The 14,459-nt window shown below is 70.2% G+C and carries 14 protein-coding genes; 7 read left to right on the top strand and 7 right to left on the bottom strand.

What is annotated here, in order from left to right:
* Positions 1 to 19: 19 nt before the first annotated feature.
* On the top strand, positions 20 to 1,219 hold the full coding sequence (locus tag ACFULQ_RS01575; RefSeq protein WP_383536546.1) for an MFS transporter: 1,200 nt from the start codon (positions 20 to 22) through the stop codon (positions 1,217 to 1,219).
* A gap of 112 nt (positions 1,220 to 1,331) precedes the next feature.
* Positions 1,332 to 2,267 carry a hydroxymethylbilane synthase gene (gene hemC, locus ACFULQ_RS01570; RefSeq protein WP_383536543.1) on the top strand — a complete coding sequence of 312 codons (936 nt, stop codon included), beginning with the start codon at positions 1,332 to 1,334 and terminating at the stop codon, positions 2,265 to 2,267.
* A 13-nt stretch (positions 2,268 to 2,280) separates the two neighbouring features.
* On the opposite strand, the gene ACFULQ_RS01565 is transcribed toward hemC, so the two are convergent.
* From ACFULQ_RS01565 to ACFULQ_RS01550, 4 genes are all read right to left on the bottom strand, one after another.
* On the bottom strand, positions 2,281 to 2,796 hold the full coding sequence (locus ACFULQ_RS01565; RefSeq protein ID WP_383536540.1) for a hypothetical protein: 516 nt from the start codon (positions 2,794 to 2,796) through the stop codon (positions 2,281 to 2,283).
* A gap of 192 nt (positions 2,797 to 2,988) precedes the next feature.
* The gene (locus ACFULQ_RS01560; RefSeq protein WP_383536537.1) at positions 2,989 to 3,831 is read right to left on the bottom strand and encodes an ABC transporter permease; all 843 of its coding nucleotides are present in this window, start codon (positions 3,829 to 3,831) and stop codon (positions 2,989 to 2,991) included.
* Positions 3,791 to 4,612, bottom strand: a complete 822-nt coding sequence (locus ACFULQ_RS01555; RefSeq protein WP_383536534.1) for an ABC transporter ATP-binding protein — start codon at positions 4,610 to 4,612, stop codon at positions 3,791 to 3,793. Before ACFULQ_RS01555 ends, ACFULQ_RS01560 begins: the two co-directional genes overlap by 41 nt.
* Entirely contained in the window at positions 4,609 to 5,064 is a 456-nt protein-coding gene (locus tag ACFULQ_RS01550) for a MarR family winged helix-turn-helix transcriptional regulator (protein WP_383536531.1), read from the bottom strand. Before ACFULQ_RS01550 ends, ACFULQ_RS01555 begins: the two co-directional genes overlap by 4 nt.
* 250 nt (positions 5,065 to 5,314) lie before the next feature.
* Here ACFULQ_RS01550 and ACFULQ_RS01545 point away from each other — a divergent pair, with 250 nt between their 5' ends.
* Positions 5,315 to 6,103 carry a SigB/SigF/SigG family RNA polymerase sigma factor gene (locus ACFULQ_RS01545; protein WP_383536528.1) on the top strand — a complete coding sequence of 263 codons (789 nt, stop codon included), beginning with the start codon at positions 5,315 to 5,317 and terminating at the stop codon, positions 6,101 to 6,103.
* 27 nt (positions 6,104 to 6,130) lie between these two features.
* On the opposite strand, the gene ACFULQ_RS01540 is transcribed toward ACFULQ_RS01545, so the two are convergent.
* Positions 6,131 to 6,463: an ANTAR domain-containing protein gene (locus tag ACFULQ_RS01540; RefSeq protein WP_383536525.1), complete on the bottom strand. Its 333-nt coding sequence runs from the start codon at positions 6,461 to 6,463 to the stop codon at positions 6,131 to 6,133.
* 169 nt (positions 6,464 to 6,632) lie between these two features.
* Here ACFULQ_RS01540 and ACFULQ_RS01535 point away from each other — a divergent pair, with 169 nt between their 5' ends.
* Positions 6,633 to 7,436, top strand: a complete 804-nt coding sequence (locus tag ACFULQ_RS01535; protein WP_383536522.1) for a VOC family protein — start codon at positions 6,633 to 6,635, stop codon at positions 7,434 to 7,436.
* Positions 7,437 to 7,452: 16 nt separating this feature from the next.
* On the opposite strand, the gene glgX is transcribed toward ACFULQ_RS01535, so the two are convergent.
* Both glgX and ACFULQ_RS01525 read right to left on the bottom strand, forming a co-directional pair.
* Positions 7,453 to 9,549: a glycogen debranching protein GlgX gene (glgX, locus tag ACFULQ_RS01530; RefSeq protein ID WP_383536820.1), complete on the bottom strand. Its 2,097-nt coding sequence runs from the start codon at positions 9,547 to 9,549 to the stop codon at positions 7,453 to 7,455.
* A gap of 43 nt (positions 9,550 to 9,592) precedes the next feature.
* Positions 9,593 to 10,087 carry a pep a2 gene (locus ACFULQ_RS01525; RefSeq protein WP_383536519.1) on the bottom strand — a complete coding sequence of 165 codons (495 nt, stop codon included), beginning with the start codon at positions 10,085 to 10,087 and terminating at the stop codon, positions 9,593 to 9,595.
* Between the two features lie 292 nt (positions 10,088 to 10,379).
* Between ACFULQ_RS01525 and ACFULQ_RS01520 the strand changes: the two genes are divergently transcribed.
* The 3 genes from ACFULQ_RS01520 (at position 10,380) to treS (ending at position 14,446) form a co-directional block, all read left to right on the top strand.
* Positions 10,380 to 10,679 (top strand): DUF5133 domain-containing protein, encoded by a 300-nt coding sequence (locus ACFULQ_RS01520; protein WP_330269074.1) that lies wholly within the window; start codon positions 10,380 to 10,382, stop codon positions 10,677 to 10,679.
* Positions 10,680 to 10,754: 75 nt separating this feature from the next.
* Positions 10,755 to 12,731, top strand: coding sequence for an alpha-1,4-glucan--maltose-1-phosphate maltosyltransferase (locus tag ACFULQ_RS01515; RefSeq protein ID WP_383536515.1), 1,977 nt, complete (start codon positions 10,755 to 10,757; stop codon positions 12,729 to 12,731).
* A complete protein-coding gene (gene treS, locus ACFULQ_RS01510) occupies positions 12,728 to 14,446 on the top strand; it encodes a maltose alpha-D-glucosyltransferase (protein WP_383536512.1) in 1,719 nt (572 codons plus the stop codon). Before ACFULQ_RS01515 ends, treS begins: the two co-directional genes overlap by 4 nt.
* The last annotated feature ends 13 nt before the right edge of the window (positions 14,447 to 14,459 follow it).

The following is a 14,459-nucleotide window of genomic DNA, read 5'->3' as shown; positions in this document are numbered from 1 at the left end:
TCCCCCGGAAGGCACTTGGATGGGCAGCGTACGTCCGGCCCCCTGGCGCAGGGCCGCCGTCGTCGCGGCACTGATGCTGGCCGCGTTCACCTTCAACACCACCGAGAACCTCCCGGTGGGCCTGCTGTCGCTGATGGCGGACGATCTGCGGGTCTCGCTCACGGCGGTGGGCACGCTGGTCACCGGCTACGGCCTGGCGGTGGCCGTCGGTTCGCTGCCGCTGGCGCACGTCACCCGGTCGGTGCCGCGCCGGTACCTGATGTCGGGCCTGCTCGCGGTGCTCGCGCTGGCGAGCTGGCTGTCCGCGCTCACGGCCGTGTCGTACGGCCTGCTGCTGGCCGCCCGGGTGGCGACCGCGCTGGCGCAGGCGCTGTTCTGGGCGGTGATGGGGCCGGTCGCGGTCGGGCTGTTCCCGCCCGAGCGGCGGGGCCGGATCATCGGACTGCTGTCGGTCGGCGGTTCGCTGGCCACGGTGGCCGGGGTGCCGGCCGGGACCTGGCTGGGCGGGCACAGCGGCTGGCGGGTGCCCTTCGCGGTGCTCGGTGCGCTCGCCGTCGTCTCGCTGGTCACGGTGGCCGTGCTGCTGCCGAGCTCGCGTCCGCAGGAGAGCCACGCGGCCTACGGCGCCGCCCCGGACCGGCGCCGGTTCGCGGTCGTGCTCACCACCACCGCCCTCTCGGTGACGGGCGCGTTCACGGGGTTCACGTACCTCGTCGCCTTCCTGGACGAGGTGAGCGGCTTCGGGCGGGACGCGGTCAGCGCCGTGCTCCTGGCGTTCGGGGCGGCGGCGCTGGCCGGGGTCACGGCGGTCGGGCCGCTGCTGGACCGGTATCCGCGGGCCACGCTGACCGTACCGGTGGCCGGGCAGACCGTGGCCCTGACCGGCCTGTACGCGGGCGGCGGCAGCCAGGTCGCGACCGTCGTCCTGCTCATGCTGCTGGGCGCCTCGGTGGCACCGACGTTCATGGCGACCCAGAGCCAGGTGCTGCTGGTCGCCCCGGGACGCACCGAGACGGCTCTCGCGGCCAACTCGGCGGCGTTCAACGTGGGGGTGGCCGCCGGCGCGCTGCTCGGCGGAGTGCTGCTGCCCTGGACCGGGACCCGCGGGACGTTCCTGGTCGGGGGGTTGCTCACGGCGGTGGCGCTGCTGGTGCTCTCCTGGCCGGCGGCCGTCGCCTCCCGGACGACGGTGGACGCGCCGGAACCGAGCGCCCGGTGACGGCCGGGAGTGCAGAGCCGGATCGCCCCGTCAGGCAGAAGTGGCGCTACTCCCTACCCATTACTCCTTGAGCGTCAAACACCGGACCTCCGCAGGGTCTATCGTGTCCCGCATGTCCCTCCCGGAACTGATCCGTATCGTCTCCCGCGACTCGCCGATGGCGCTGGCTCAAGTGGAGCGTGTCAGAAGCGAGTTGACCGCCCTGTATCCCGGTGTGCGCACCGAGGTCGTGCCGGTGAGGACGACCGGTGACAAGTGGATGGGCGACCTGTCGAAGGTCGAGGGCAAGGGCGCGTTCACCAAGGAGGTCGACGCCGCGCTGCTGGCCGGCCAGGCGGATCTCGCGGTCCACTGCGTGAAGGACGTGCCCGCCGACCGGCCGCTTCCGGCGGGCACCACGTTCGCCGCGTTCCTGAAGCGGGACGACGTCCGGGACGCGCTGATCCATCCGGGCGGGCTCACCCTGGACGAGCTTCCGGAGGGGACCCGGATCGGGACCTCCTCGGTGCGCCGCGTGGCGCAGCTGGCCGCCACCCATCCGCATCTGGAGTGCGTGCCCTTCCGCGGCAACGCCAACCGGCGGCTGGCGAAGCTGGCGGCGGGTGAGGCGGACGCGCTGCTGCTCGCGGTCGCCGGGCTGGAGCGCATCGGCCGCGAGGACGTCATCACCGAGATCCTCTCGCCGGAGACGATGATGCCGCCGATCGGCGCGGGCATCCTCGCGCTCCAGTGCCGCGAGGGCGACACCGAGCTGATCGACGCGGTCAGCGCGCTGGGCGACCCGGACACCTTCCGGGAGGCCACCGCCGAGCGCATGTTCCTGCACGTCCTGCAGGGCCACTGCAACAGCCCGATCGCCGGGTACGCGCGCGTGGACCACGGCGGCGAACTCTCCCTGCGGGCCTGTGTCTTCACCGCGGACGGCAAGACGCGGCTGAACGCCCACGAGTGGGCGGGCCGGCTCGATCCGGCCACCCTGGGCACCTCGGTGGCCGTGGCGCTGCTGCGTCAGGGGGCCCGCGAGATCATCGACGGCATCCCGCACTGATCCCGGCGCGGGATCAGGCGGTGCCCTCTTCGGCCTGGTCCCGCAGGAAGTTGCTGACCTGGCAGGCCAGACCCTCGCGGCCCGCGCCCGGGTGGGCGGCCCGCTCGTCGAGTCCGATGCCGCCGGCCCACAGCCGGCGGTCGGCCCACTCGTCGTCGACCCGCAGCTGGATCTGCACGTCGATCTGGTTCAGGCTCGCCTCGGGACCCGCCGCGAACAGCACGGCGGTGGCGCGGCGCAGCGGGTAGACGTCGAAGCCCTCGATGAACTGCGAGTTGCGCCAGTCGATGAAGGCGCTCTCCCCGTCGGGACCGATCCGGACGTCGATCTGGCCGTCCTCCAGGTGGACCGTCGGGTGCTTCTCACCGCGGTTCTCGACGGTCACGCGGACGCTGAAGTAGGTGAGCCCTTCGGCGGCGTCGTCGCGTCCCCGCGGCGGCTCGGCCGCCTCCAGACGGTGGACGCGGACACGCAGACCGGCATGCTCGTCGTACTCCTGCCAGTCCCCGACCACGTTCGGCTCGTACACAGTGCACCTCTTCGACCTCAGAGAGCTGCTTCCTATCTGTGTGCTCAATGCACTGTCAAATGAGCAGAATGCGCTGTGGCCAGGGAATTCACCCCCTTTGATCGCTGATCAAGCCGTGCGCAGGAAGAATCCGCCAGGCGGCCGGAAAAATCCTTCCACGGGCGTGCCGCACATCACGTTCCCCACGCATGATCAACGCGCCAGCCGGCCGAGAAGCGACGAGGCCGCGGTGATGCCGAGCGCGGCGGCCACGGCCAGCACGCCGAAGTCGAGCGCCAGATGGGCGTGGGTGCCGAGCAGGAGGCCGCGCAAGGCGTCGACTTCGTAGCTCAGCGGGTTCACCTTGCTGACGGCCTGGAGCCAGCCCGGCATGACGGAGAGGGGATACAGGGCGTTGGAGCCGAAGAAGAGCGGCATGGTGATGGCCTGCCCGATGCCCATCAGGCGGTCCCTGCTGAGCACGATGCCGGCGATGGTCATCGACAGACAGGAGAAGAAGGCCGAGCCGAGGATCACGATCAGGCCTACGCCGAGGAGCCTCAGCGGGTTCCAGGTCAGGGAGACGCCGAGCAGGGCGGCGATGATGACCACGACGACGGCCTGGATCAGTGACTTCACTCCGGCCGCGAAGGCCTTGCCGGTGGTCAGTGCCGAGCGCGGGGTGGGGGTGACCAGGAGCTTGTTGAGGATGCCCGCGTCCCGCTCCCAGATGATCTGGATGCCGTAGAAGATGGCGATGAACATCGCGGACTGGGCGATGATGCCGGGCGCCAGGTAGTCGATGTAGGGGATGCCCCCGGTGGGGATCGCCTTGATGCGGGTGAAGGTCTGGCCGAAGATCAGCAGCCACAGGGCGGGCTGGACCGCGCGGGTGTAGAGCTCGGTGCGGTCGTGGCGGAGCTTCTGCAGTTCGACGGCGCACATCGCCACCACCCGGGCGGGCAGCAGCCGCCAGCCCGCGCGGGGCTCCGGCGGCTTCAGCAGCAGGCCGATGTCAGCCGACACGGTTCGCGGTGCGGCGGGTGCTTCGGACATCGCGGAAATCCCCTCCTTCGTCTTCGAGCCCGCTGCCGGCGACGTCCCGGAAGACGTCCTCCAGCGTCGGCAGGGTGTCGGTGCCCCGCTTCTCGGCCAGCCCCCGGCGGAGCTCCTCGGGGGTGCCGAGGGCGCGGACGCGGCCGCGGTGCATGAGGCCGACCCGGTCGCAGTACTGGTCGGCCTCGTCCATGTAGTGGGTGGTCACGAGGACGGTCATGCCGGTCGCCTCGCGTACGGCGTTGATGTGCTCCCACACGCCGGTGCGGGCGATCGGGTCGAGGCCGATGGTCGGCTCGTCGAGGATGAGCAGCCGGGGCGCGCTGACCAGGGCCTGGGCGAGTTCGAGGCGGCGGACCATGCCGCCGGAGTAGGTGCCGGCGAGCCGGTCGGCGGCGTCGGTGAGGTCGACGGCGGCCAGCGCCTGGGCCACCCGCTCGGCGCGTTCCTTGCGGGCGACGTCGAAGACGCGGGCGAACAGGGTGACGTTCTCCCGGCCGGTCAGGTTCGCGTCGGCGGACAGCTGCTGCGGGACGTAGCCCAGCAGGCGCCGTACGGCCATCGCGTCCTCGGCGGTGTCGCGGCCGAAGACGTGGATCATGCCGGCCGGCACCGGGAGCAGGGTGGTGATGCAGCGGATGGCGGTGGTCTTGCCCGCGCCGTTGGGGCCGAGCAGTCCGAAGACCTCGCCCTCCGTCACGGTCAGGTCCAGTCCGTCCACGGCCTTCGTGGCGCCGAAGGCGTAGTCGAGCCCGGTGCAGGCGACAGCGTCGGCTGTCATGATTCCTCGGCCTCCTCGTGCAGGGTGACGGCAAGGGCGCGCAGGGCGGGCAGGGCGGCGCGCAGGGCTTCCTGATCGGCCTCGTCGAGGCGGGCGACCTGCCGTCCCACGAGTGCGTCGCGCCGCTGCTTCCAGTCCCTGAGCCGGGTCTCGGCCCGCTCGGTGAGCAACAGGCGGGCGGCGCGCCGGTCGGCGGGGTCGGTCTCGCGCACCAGATGGCCCTCCTTGACGAGCTGGTTGACGAGGGTGGAGACGGAGTTCCCGGCGAGGTGCAGCTCCTTGGCGGCCTCGGAGACGCCGATACCGGGCCGTGCCTCGACCAGGCGCAGCAGTTCGACCTCGGCGCCGCGCAGCCGCGGCACGGTCAGTCCGGCGCGCAGTCTGCGCCGAAGCAGCCTCTGGATTCCGACGAGGGCGTCGGCCAGCTCTTCGGGAAAGGTCTCCTCGTCCATGCGCCGAGATTACCTCTGTGTCAGAGGTAATCTCGACCAAGGACCGGTCAAGCTCACACCTCAGCCCTATATAGGATCATCAGGGCTTTTGTTTTGTTTCACCCGATAGCGGGAATCCGTACCACAGTGCTTCGGACAGGAGGCACCTCCGTGGGAGCCCACCGAGCGGGTTCCGGAACTGCCTCACAGTCCGCGTGCGCTCCTCCCACGGTGTCTGTCCATCCAGCACCCGCTCAGGGAGGTGCGCGACATGACCGTCGCCACCCGAACCAAGCCCCACCCGCACGACGACGCCCCCGACACCAACGCGGCGTTCGAGCGTCTGGCGGAGCTGCCCGAAGGTCCGGAGCGCAAGGCGCTGCGGGACGAGCTGGTGGAGCTCTGGCTGCCCATGGCGGAGCGGATCGCCGTCCGCTTCCGGGGCCGTGGGGAGTCCCTCGAAGACCTCTACCAGGTGGCCGCCCTCGGCCTCGTCAAGGCCGTCGACCACTACGACCCGGCCCGCGGCAGCGCCTTCGAGGCGTACGCGGTGCCGACCGTGACCGGCGAGATCAAGCGGCACTTCCGTGACCACATGTGGACCCTGCACGTGCCTCGCCGGGTGCAGGACCTGCGCAACCGGGTCCGGCAGGCCTCGAAGGAGCTCGCGCAGGCCCCCGGCGGGTCCCCCACTGTCGCCGAGATCGCCGAGCGGGCCCAGCTGACCGAGGACGAGGTGCGCACCGGGGCGGAGGCGCTGGAGTGCTTCTCGGCGCTGTCGCTGGAGGCGGAGATGCCGGGCACGGACGGCTACGCCCTGGGAGACGCGCTCGGCGGCCCCGACCCCTCCTACGACGTCGTCGTCGACCGGGTCGCCGTCAGACCCTGTCTGGAAGCCCTGCCGGAGCGCGAGCGGACCATCCTGTATCTGCGGTTCTTCCGGGGCATGACCCAGAGCGGAATCGCCGAGGAGCTCGGCATCTCCCAGATGCATGTCTCCCGGCTGCTCAGCACCTGCTTCGACCGGCTGCGCGAGGAGGTCCTGTCCGACGCCGGCTGATCCCACCCGCGGACTCCTGGGGCGCCGTCACTCCGATGGCGCCCCCGGGATCTGTGTCGGGCCGTAGCGCTCCAGGGCCTCTTGGAGCTCGACGCGGATCTCCTTGGGGATTTCTCCGGACCTGCCCCAGATGAGGATGAGGTCGGCGACGTTGCGCAGCTTGATGTTGGTGTGCTGGGAGACCTCTTTCAGTACGGCCCAGCCCTCGTCCGGGGTCACCCTGCCGAGCGCGACGACCATACCGATGGCCTGGTCCACGACAGCGTGGGAGGCGACCGCCTCCTTCAGCTGGTCGATCTCCTCCTGGAGCTCGAAGATCCGGTCCGGTTCCGCGGCGGGTTCCTCGGGTACGCCTGACACCCGTCCATCCTGTCACCCGGACGGGTCCCCGGCACCGGGCAGGAGGCCGGACGGGGCACCGTTTCGGCGGCTGACCCGGGGTACTCGGCAGGCGGCCACAGCGGTTCCGGAACGACACTGGATGAGAGACCCACTGGCCGCAGCCCGACGAGAGCAGGACGCGACCGCCATGAACCATGACCCGAGACTTCCCGGCACGACCGCGGACGTCGTGTCCACGCACCATGTGTTCGGCGCGCCCTGCTGGGTGAGCCTGACCAGCCACGACCAGCAGACCACGGAGGACTTCTACGGAGCCGTCCTCGGCTGGGAGTGGAAGCCGGCCAAGCTCGGCGAGCGCTTCCGGGTCGCGCTGGTGGACGGCACGCCGGTCGCCGGGATCGCGGCGGTGGCGTCGATGTGGCAGATGGCGGTGGCCTGGACGCCGTACTTCGCGGTGCCCAGCGCGGACGAGGCGGTCGCCCGGGTCCAGGAGCGCGGCGGCACGCTGGCGGTGGGCCCGCTGTCGTTCCCACCGGGGCGGGCGGCGCTGCTCTCCGACCGCGACGGCGCGACCTTCGGCATCTGGGAGGGCGAGCTGGTCGCCAACTGGGAGGTGTGGCGCCGGGCCCAGCCGGCCTTCGTGCGGCTGCACACCCGTGACGCGTTCGACGCGGCGATCTTCTACGGCGAGGTCCTCGACTGGGCCACGGAACGCCCCGGCTGCTGCGAGGTCCGCTACGAGGGCGGCGAGGTTGTGCTGCGCAGCGGCGGCGACGTGGTGGCCCGTATCGAGTCGGGAGCCCTGGGCTCCGCGCCCGACCCCACGATCCGCCCGCACTGGCAGGTCCACTTCGCGGTCACCGACGTGACCGCCTGCGCCAGGGCCGCCGAGGCCCACGGCGGCAGCGTCCTGACGAAGCACAGCACCGAGGCCGTCCTACGAGACCCGGACGGAGCCCAGTTCACGGTGACGTCCCGCCGCCCTCACTGAGAGCCTCCTCGCACTGTCAGCCGCCCCCATGGGACGGTCGGGACAGCAGTACCAGACTCCTCGCCTCGACCGGCATCACCGTGCCGGCCTTGTGTTCGGACTCGTCCGCTCCCTGGGGCTCGGCCGTGTCGAGGAGGGTGGTCCAGCGTTCGCCGTACGTGGCGTCCGGGAGGCGGAAGTCGACGGGCTCCCAGTAGCCGTTGAGCAGCAGCAGGAACGAGTCGTCGACCACGCGCCGGCCGCGCGGATCGGGTTCGGCGATGGCGTCGCCGTTGAGGAAGACACCGACCGAGTGCGCGTCGGACCGCTGCCAGTCCGCCTCGGTCATCTCGCGGGCGTCCGGCAGCAGCCAGACCAGGTCCGGCAGCGGCTGCCCCGCATGCGTCACGGTCTCACCGCGAAAGTAGCGGCGCCTGCGCAGCACGGGATGCGCCGCCCGCAGCCCGATCACGTACCGCGTGAACGCGGCGAGTTCACGCTGCTCCTCGCTCAGCGCCCAGTCGATCCAGGAGACCTCGTTGTCCTGGCAGTAGGCGTTGTTGTTGCCGCCCTGGGTGCGTCCGAGTTCGTCACCGTGGCCGATCATCGGGATGCCCTGCGAGAGCAGCAGCGTGGCGAGGAAGTTGCGCTGCTGGCGGGCCCGGAGCTCCAGCACCGCCGGATCGTCGGTCTTCCCCTCCGCCCCGCAGTTCCAGGACCGGTTCGTGCTCTCCCCGTCCCGGCCGCCCTCTCCGTTGGCCTCGTTGTGCTTGTCGTTGTAGGAGACGAGGTCGCGCAGCGTGAAACCGTCGTGCGCGGTCACGAAGTTGACACTCGCGCGCGGGCGCCGCCGGCTGTGCTGGTACAGGTCGGAGGACCCGGTCAGCCGGGACGCGAACTCACCGAGCGTGTGCGGCTCCGCGCGCCAGAAGTCCCGTACGGCGTCCCGGTACTTGCCGTTCCACTCCGACCACAGCGGCGGGAAGTTGCCCACCTGGTAGCCGCCCTCCCCCACGTCCCACGGTTCGGCGATCAGCTTGACGCGGCTGATCACCGGGTCCTGCTGGATGAGGTCGAAGAACGCCGACAGCCGGTCCACCTCGTGGAACTGCCGGGCCAGGGTGGCCGCGAGGTCGAAGCGGAAGCCGTCGACGTGCATCTCCGTGACCCAGTACCGGAGGGAGTCCATGATCAGCTGGAGCACGTACGGGTGCCGCATCAGCAGGCTGTTCCCGGTGCCGGTGGTGTCGTAGTAGTGGCCCCAGTCGCCGTCCACCAGCCGGTAGTAGGAGGCGTTGTCGATGCCCCGGAAGGAGAGGGTCGGCCCCTTCTCGTTGCCCTCGGCGGTGTGGTTGTAGACCACGTCGAGGATGACTTCGAGCCCGGCCGCGTGCAGCGCCTTCACCATCGCCTTGAACTCGGTGACCTGCTGCCCGCGGGTGCCGTGGGCGGCGTAGGCGTTGTGGGGCGCGAAGAAGCCGATCGTGTTGTAGCCCCAGTAGTTGGCGAGGCCGCGGTCCTGGAGCACGCCGTCCTGCACGAACTGGTGCACCGGCATCAGCTCGACGGCCGTCACACCGAGCGAGGTCAGGTGGTCGATCACCGCCGGGTGGGCGAGACCGGCGTAGGTGCCGCGCAGTTCGGGCGGCACGTCAGGGTGGGTGCGGGTGAGCCCTCGGACGTGCGCCTCGTAGATCACGCTGTCGGCGTAGGGCCGGCTCGGCGGCTTGTCGTCGCCCCAGTCGAAGGCAGGGTCGGTGACCACACCGAGCATGGTGTGCCCGGCACTGTCGGCGCCGGGGGTGAGCAGGGAGGGGTGAGTGTCCGTCTGCCCGTCCACCGCCTTGGCGTACGGGTCGAGCAGCAGCTTCGACGGGTCGCACCGGTGGCCGAACTCGGGCTGCCAGGGGCCGTGCACCCGATAGCCGTAGCGCTGACCCGGTCCGATCCCCGGCAGATAGCCGTGCCACACGAATCCGTCGGCCTCGGTCAGCGGGACAGTGCTGTGGCCGCCCTTGTCGTCGACCAGGACGAGTTCGACGCGCTCGGCGACCTCGCTGAACAGCGCGAAGTTGGTGCCCTCGCCGTCGTAGGCGGCGCCCAGCGGGTACGGGCGCCCGCTCCAGGCGGGCACCCGCTTCCCGTTCTTGGACGGCTTCCTCCTGGACGCCGGCACGTCAGCTCCCGCCGTCGGCGGCAGCCGCGGCCAGGGCCGCGACCGGCAGTTCGCGCGGCACCTGGAGGACCTCCCGCAGGCTGGGCGCGGGGGCTGTCGGCACCAGCGGGACGCGTTCACCGGAACGGGCCCGCTGGGAGAACCAGATGACCTTGCTGCCGGTCTCCGTGGCGCAGCAGCCCCAGCCGTCGCTCATCGCGGCGATGCGTTCGAGGCAGGCGCGCAGATCCAGGTCCGGGCGCAGATCGCTGTCGTTCTCGCCAATGGCTGTGATGAGGTGCTGACCGTTCCACCACAGCTCGATGGAGGTGTTCTTGTCCGTCGCGTGCTCGTCGATGGCCTTCAGCAGCAGGACGGCACCGCGGCAGACGGGCTCGACCAGGGTCTCCAGGTCCCAGAGCCGTAGATGGGCGGCCAGGATGCGCTGGACCTGCCCGACCCGTTCCGGGCTGACCTCCACGTCGAGGTGGTAGTAGCAGGGCACTGCGGTCTTCATCGTCGCTCGCTCCTCACCGGCGAAGCTCCCGCTCCTCCCGGCCCCCGCGGGACCGGGCCCCGAAACACACGGAGCGTGAGCGCTGTTCGCTTCAGAGTCACTCCAGAGTGGGAGTGCTACGCCATTCGTGCAACACGAGCGAGTCATGGGGCGCAATCACGCGGATGTGGCGGGACGAGACGGCATAAAGGTCGTTGAAGACCCAACAAGACGCTGAGTCGTTACCCGTGCACCATGAGTGAAGATCTCGCGAGTCCCGGATCTGCTCCAGCTCCGAAAGGTGAACGGCGCCATGCTGCTACCGGCCAAAGCCGAAGTCGCCAGGCAACTGAGGCGCTACCGCGCCTGGGAGCGCCGGATGCTCGCCTCCCCCGCCGACCGCGCCGTCCGGAGCACCTTCGAGGACTCGGGCTACACGCTGTGCGTCCTGATGGGCAAGCGCTGTGCCCGGGAGGCGGCCGACGCGGCCGAGCGCTATCTGCGCAGCAGCGTGATCGCCTATCTGCAGGAGCAGAGCGACCTCCCGCACGCGAGCGCCGCGGTCAGACGGGGTCCACCGAGATCGGCGGAACGTTCCCCCGCGGGGAGGTAACCCCCTTCCGGCGCAGCTTCGATCCCCGGCCGGGCGCCCTCGGTGCCCGGCCTCGAGCACGACGGAGGCGAGAGCATGAGTACCACCCCGGTCATCGGCCGCATCCCGGTACGGGACGTCCGTCCTGCCGTCGAGTCGGGCAGGCGCCCGGCGAAAGCGGTCGTGGGAGAGACCTTCGAGGTCAGCGCCACCGTGTTCCGCGAAGGACACGACGCGGTCGCCGCGAACGTCGTCCTCACCGACCCGGAGGGCCGGCACAGTCCCTGGACCCCGATGCGGGAGGCGGCCCCGGGCAGCGACCGCTGGGTCGCCGAGGTGACGGTGGACGTCGAGGGGCGCTGGACGTACCGGGTGGAGGCCTGGAGCGACCCGGTGAGCACCTGGCGGCACACGGCCCGCATAAAGGTGCCGGCCGGCCTCGACACGGGACTGGTCCTGGAGGAGGGTGCCGAGCTCTACACCCGTGCGGCCGCGGGCGTCGCGGAGGGCCCGCAGCGGGCGGTGCTGCTGGCGGCGGCGAAGACACTCGCCGACGACTCGCTGCCGGTCGCCACCCGGCTGGCCGGGGCGCTCACGCCCGAGGTGGACGCGGTGCTGGCCCGCCATCCGCTGCGTGAGTTGATCACGGCGTCGGAGTCGTTGCCGCTGCTGGTGGAGCGGGAGCGGGCGTTGTTCGGCTCGTGGTACGAGTTCTTCCCCCGTTCGGAGGGCACCCCGCAGCGGCCGCACGGCACGTTCCGTACCGCGGCCCGGCGGCTGCCGGCGATCGCGGCGATGGGCTTCGACGTGGTCTACCTGCCGCCGATCCACCCGATCGGCACCACCTTCCGCAAGGGCCGCAACAACACCCTCTCGGCCGGGCCGGACGACGTGGGGGTGCCCTGGGCGATCGGCTCGCCGGAGGGCGGCCATGACGCGGTGCACCCGGATCTGGGCACGATCGAGGACTTCGACTGGTTCGTGCAGCAGGCCGCCGAGCAGGGCCTGGAGATCGCGCTGGACTTCGCTCTGCAGTGCTCCCCGGACCACCCCTGGGTCCACAAGCACCCGGAGTGGTTCCACCACCGCCCCGACGGCACCATCGCGTATGCGGAGAACCCGCCGAAGAAGTACCAGGACATCTACCCGATCGCCTTCGACGCGGACATGGACGGCCTGATCGCGGAGACCACGAGGGTTTTGCGGCACTGGATGGACCACGGGGTGCGGATCTTCCGGGTGGACAATCCGCACACCAAGCCGGTCGTGTTCTGGGAGCGGGTGATCGGTGACATCAACGCCACCGACCCGGACGTGATCTTCCTGGCGGAGGCGTTCACGAGGCCGGCGATGATGCACACCCTGGCCCAGATCGGCTTCCAGCAGTCGTACACGTACTTCACCTGGCGCACCACCAAGCAGGAGCTCACCGAGTATCTGACGGAGCTGTCGGGGGAGGCGGCCTCCTACATGCGGCCGAACTTCTTCGCCAACACCCCCGACATCCTGCACGCCTTCCTCCAGCACGGCGGCCGGCCCGCGTTCGCGCTGCGCGCGGTGCTGGCCGCGACCCTCTCGCCGACCTGGGGCATCTACTCCGGCTACGAGCTGGCCGAGCACACCCCGCTGCGCGAGGGCAGCGAGGAGTACCTCGACTCGGAGAAGTACCAGCTCAAGACCCGCGACTGGGACACCCCCGACAGCCTCGCCCCCCTGATCACCCGGCTCAACACCACCAGACGCCGCCACCCGGCGCTCCAGCAGCTCCGGAACCTCCGTTTCCACGACACCGACAACGACTCGGTCATCGCCTACAGCAAGCGCACGGGTGACGACACGGTTCTGGTGGTCGTGAACCTCGATCCGCACCACACCCAGGAGGCCACGGTCTCGTTGGACATGCCACAACTCGGCCTGGAATGGCACGAGTCCCTTTCCGTCCACGACGAACTGACGGGTGAGACCTACCGCTGGAGCAGAACCAACTACGTGCGCCTGGAGCCCGGCCGGGCACCCGCTCACGTGTTCCAGGTCCGGAGGTCGGCGCCTCAGATCGGAGGATCCACAGCGTGACTGTCAACGAGCCCGTCCACGACACCTTCGAGGACACCCCGGCGAAGGACCGGGACCCCGACTGGTTCAAACGCGCGGTCTTCTACGAGGTGCTGGTCCGTTCCTTCCAGGACAGCAACGGCGACGGTGTCGGCGACCTCAAGGGCCTGACCGCCAAACTGGACTACCTCCAGTGGCTCGGTGTCGACTGCCTGTGGCTGCCGCCGTTCTTCAAGTCACCGCTCAGGGACGGCGGTTACGACGTCTCCGACTACACCGCCGTACTGCCGGAGTTCGGTGACCTCGCCGACTTCGTGGAGTTCGTCGACGCCGCCCACCAGCGCGGCATGCGCGTCATCATCGACTTCGTCATGAACCACACCAGCGACCAGCACCCGTGGTTCCAGGAGTCCCGCGCCAACCCCGACGGCCCCTACGGCGACTACTACATGTGGGCCGACGACGACAAGCAGTACCAGGACGCCCGGATCATCTTCGTCGACACCGAGGCCTCCAACTGGACCTACGACCCGGTCCGCAAGCAGTACTTCTTCCACCGCTTCTTCTCCCACCAGCCGGACCTCAACTACGAGAACCCGGCCGTGCAGGAGGAGATCCTGGCCGCCCTCCGCTTCTGGCTCGACCTGGGCATCGACGGCTTCCGGCTCGACGCCGTGCCCTATCTCTACGCGGAGGAGGGCACCAACTGCGAGAACCTGCCCGCCACGCACCAGTTCCTGAAGCGGGTGCGCAGCGAGATCGACGCGATGTACCCGGACACGGTGCTGCTGGCGGAGGCGAACCAGTGGCCTGAGGACGTCGTCGACTACTTCGGCGACTACCAGGCTGGCGGCGACGAGTGCCACATGGCCTTCCACTTCCCGGTCATGCCCCGCATCTTCATGGCGGTGCGCCGCGAGTCCCGCTACCCGGTCTCCGAGATCCTCGCCAAGACCCCCGCGATCCCGGCCAGTTGCCAGTGGGGCATCTTCCTGCGCAACCACGACGAGCTGACCCTCGAAATGGTCACCGACGAGGAACGCGACTACATGTGGGCCGAGTACGCCAAGGACCCGCGGATGCGCGCCAACATCGGCATCAGGCGGCGCCTGGCCCCCCTCCTGGACAACGACCGGGACACCATCGAGCTGTTCACCGCCCTGCTGCTGGCCCTGCCCGGCTCGCCGATCCTCTACTACGGCGACGAGATCGGCATGGGCGACAACATCTGGCTCGGCGACCGCGACGCCGTCCGCACGCCCATGCAGTGGACCCCCGACCGCAACGCCGGCTTCTCCACCGCCGATCCGGGCCGGCTCAGCCTGCCGATCATCATGGACCCGGTCTACGGGCACCAGGTCACCAACGTCGAGGCGTCCATGGCCTCGCCGTCCTCCCTGCTGCACTGGACCCGCCGCATGATCGAGATCCGCAAGCAGAACCCGGCGTTCGGCCTCGGCACCTTCACCGAGCTCCAGTCCTCCAACCCCGCCGTGCTCGCCTTCCTGCGGGAGTACGAGGACGACCTGGTCCTGTGCGTGAACAACTTCTCGCGGTTCGCCCAGCCCACCGAGCTGGACCTCCGCGAGTTCGCCGGCCGGCACCCGGTCGAGCTGTTCGGCGGGGTGCGCTTCCCGGCCATCGGAGAACTGCCGTATCTGCTGACCCTCGGCGGGCACGGCTTCTACTGGTTCCGGCTCTCCCGAGTCGCATCCCGCATCGGCCGACGCTCTTGAGCGTGCCGACGAA

It is taken from the genome of Streptomyces sp. NPDC057253, from assembly GCF_042669125.1.
Lineage (GTDB): Bacteria > Actinomycetota > Actinomycetes > Streptomycetales > Streptomycetaceae > Streptomyces.
The sequence above is the reverse complement of the archived record's forward strand: the minus strand, read 5'-3'. Positions and strand labels throughout refer to the sequence as shown.

Coding starts and splice junctions, on each gene's coding strand:
- ACFULQ_RS01575 (WP_383536546.1), top strand. CDS start 20: ATGGGCAGCGTACGTCCGGCCCCCTGGCGCAGGGCCGCCGTCGTCGCG.
- hemC (WP_383536543.1), top strand. CDS start 1,332: ATGTCCCTCCCGGAACTGATCCGTATCGTCTCCCGCGACTCGCCGATG.
- ACFULQ_RS01560 (WP_383536537.1), bottom strand. CDS start 3,831: ATGTCCGAAGCACCCGCCGCACCGCGAACCGTGTCGGCTGACATCGGC.
- ACFULQ_RS01555 (WP_383536534.1), bottom strand. CDS start 4,612: ATGACAGCCGACGCTGTCGCCTGCACCGGGCTCGACTACGCCTTCGGC.
- ACFULQ_RS01550 (WP_383536531.1), bottom strand. CDS start 5,064: ATGGACGAGGAGACCTTTCCCGAAGAGCTGGCCGACGCCCTCGTCGGA.
- ACFULQ_RS01545 (WP_383536528.1), top strand. CDS start 5,315: ATGACCGTCGCCACCCGAACCAAGCCCCACCCGCACGACGACGCCCCC.
- ACFULQ_RS01535 (WP_383536522.1), top strand. CDS start 6,633: ATGAACCATGACCCGAGACTTCCCGGCACGACCGCGGACGTCGTGTCC.
- ACFULQ_RS01525 (WP_383536519.1), bottom strand. CDS start 10,087: ATGAAGACCGCAGTGCCCTGCTACTACCACCTCGACGTGGAGGTCAGC.
- ACFULQ_RS01520 (WP_330269074.1), top strand. CDS start 10,380: ATGCTGCTACCGGCCAAAGCCGAAGTCGCCAGGCAACTGAGGCGCTAC.
- ACFULQ_RS01515 (WP_383536515.1), top strand. CDS start 10,755: ATGAGTACCACCCCGGTCATCGGCCGCATCCCGGTACGGGACGTCCGT.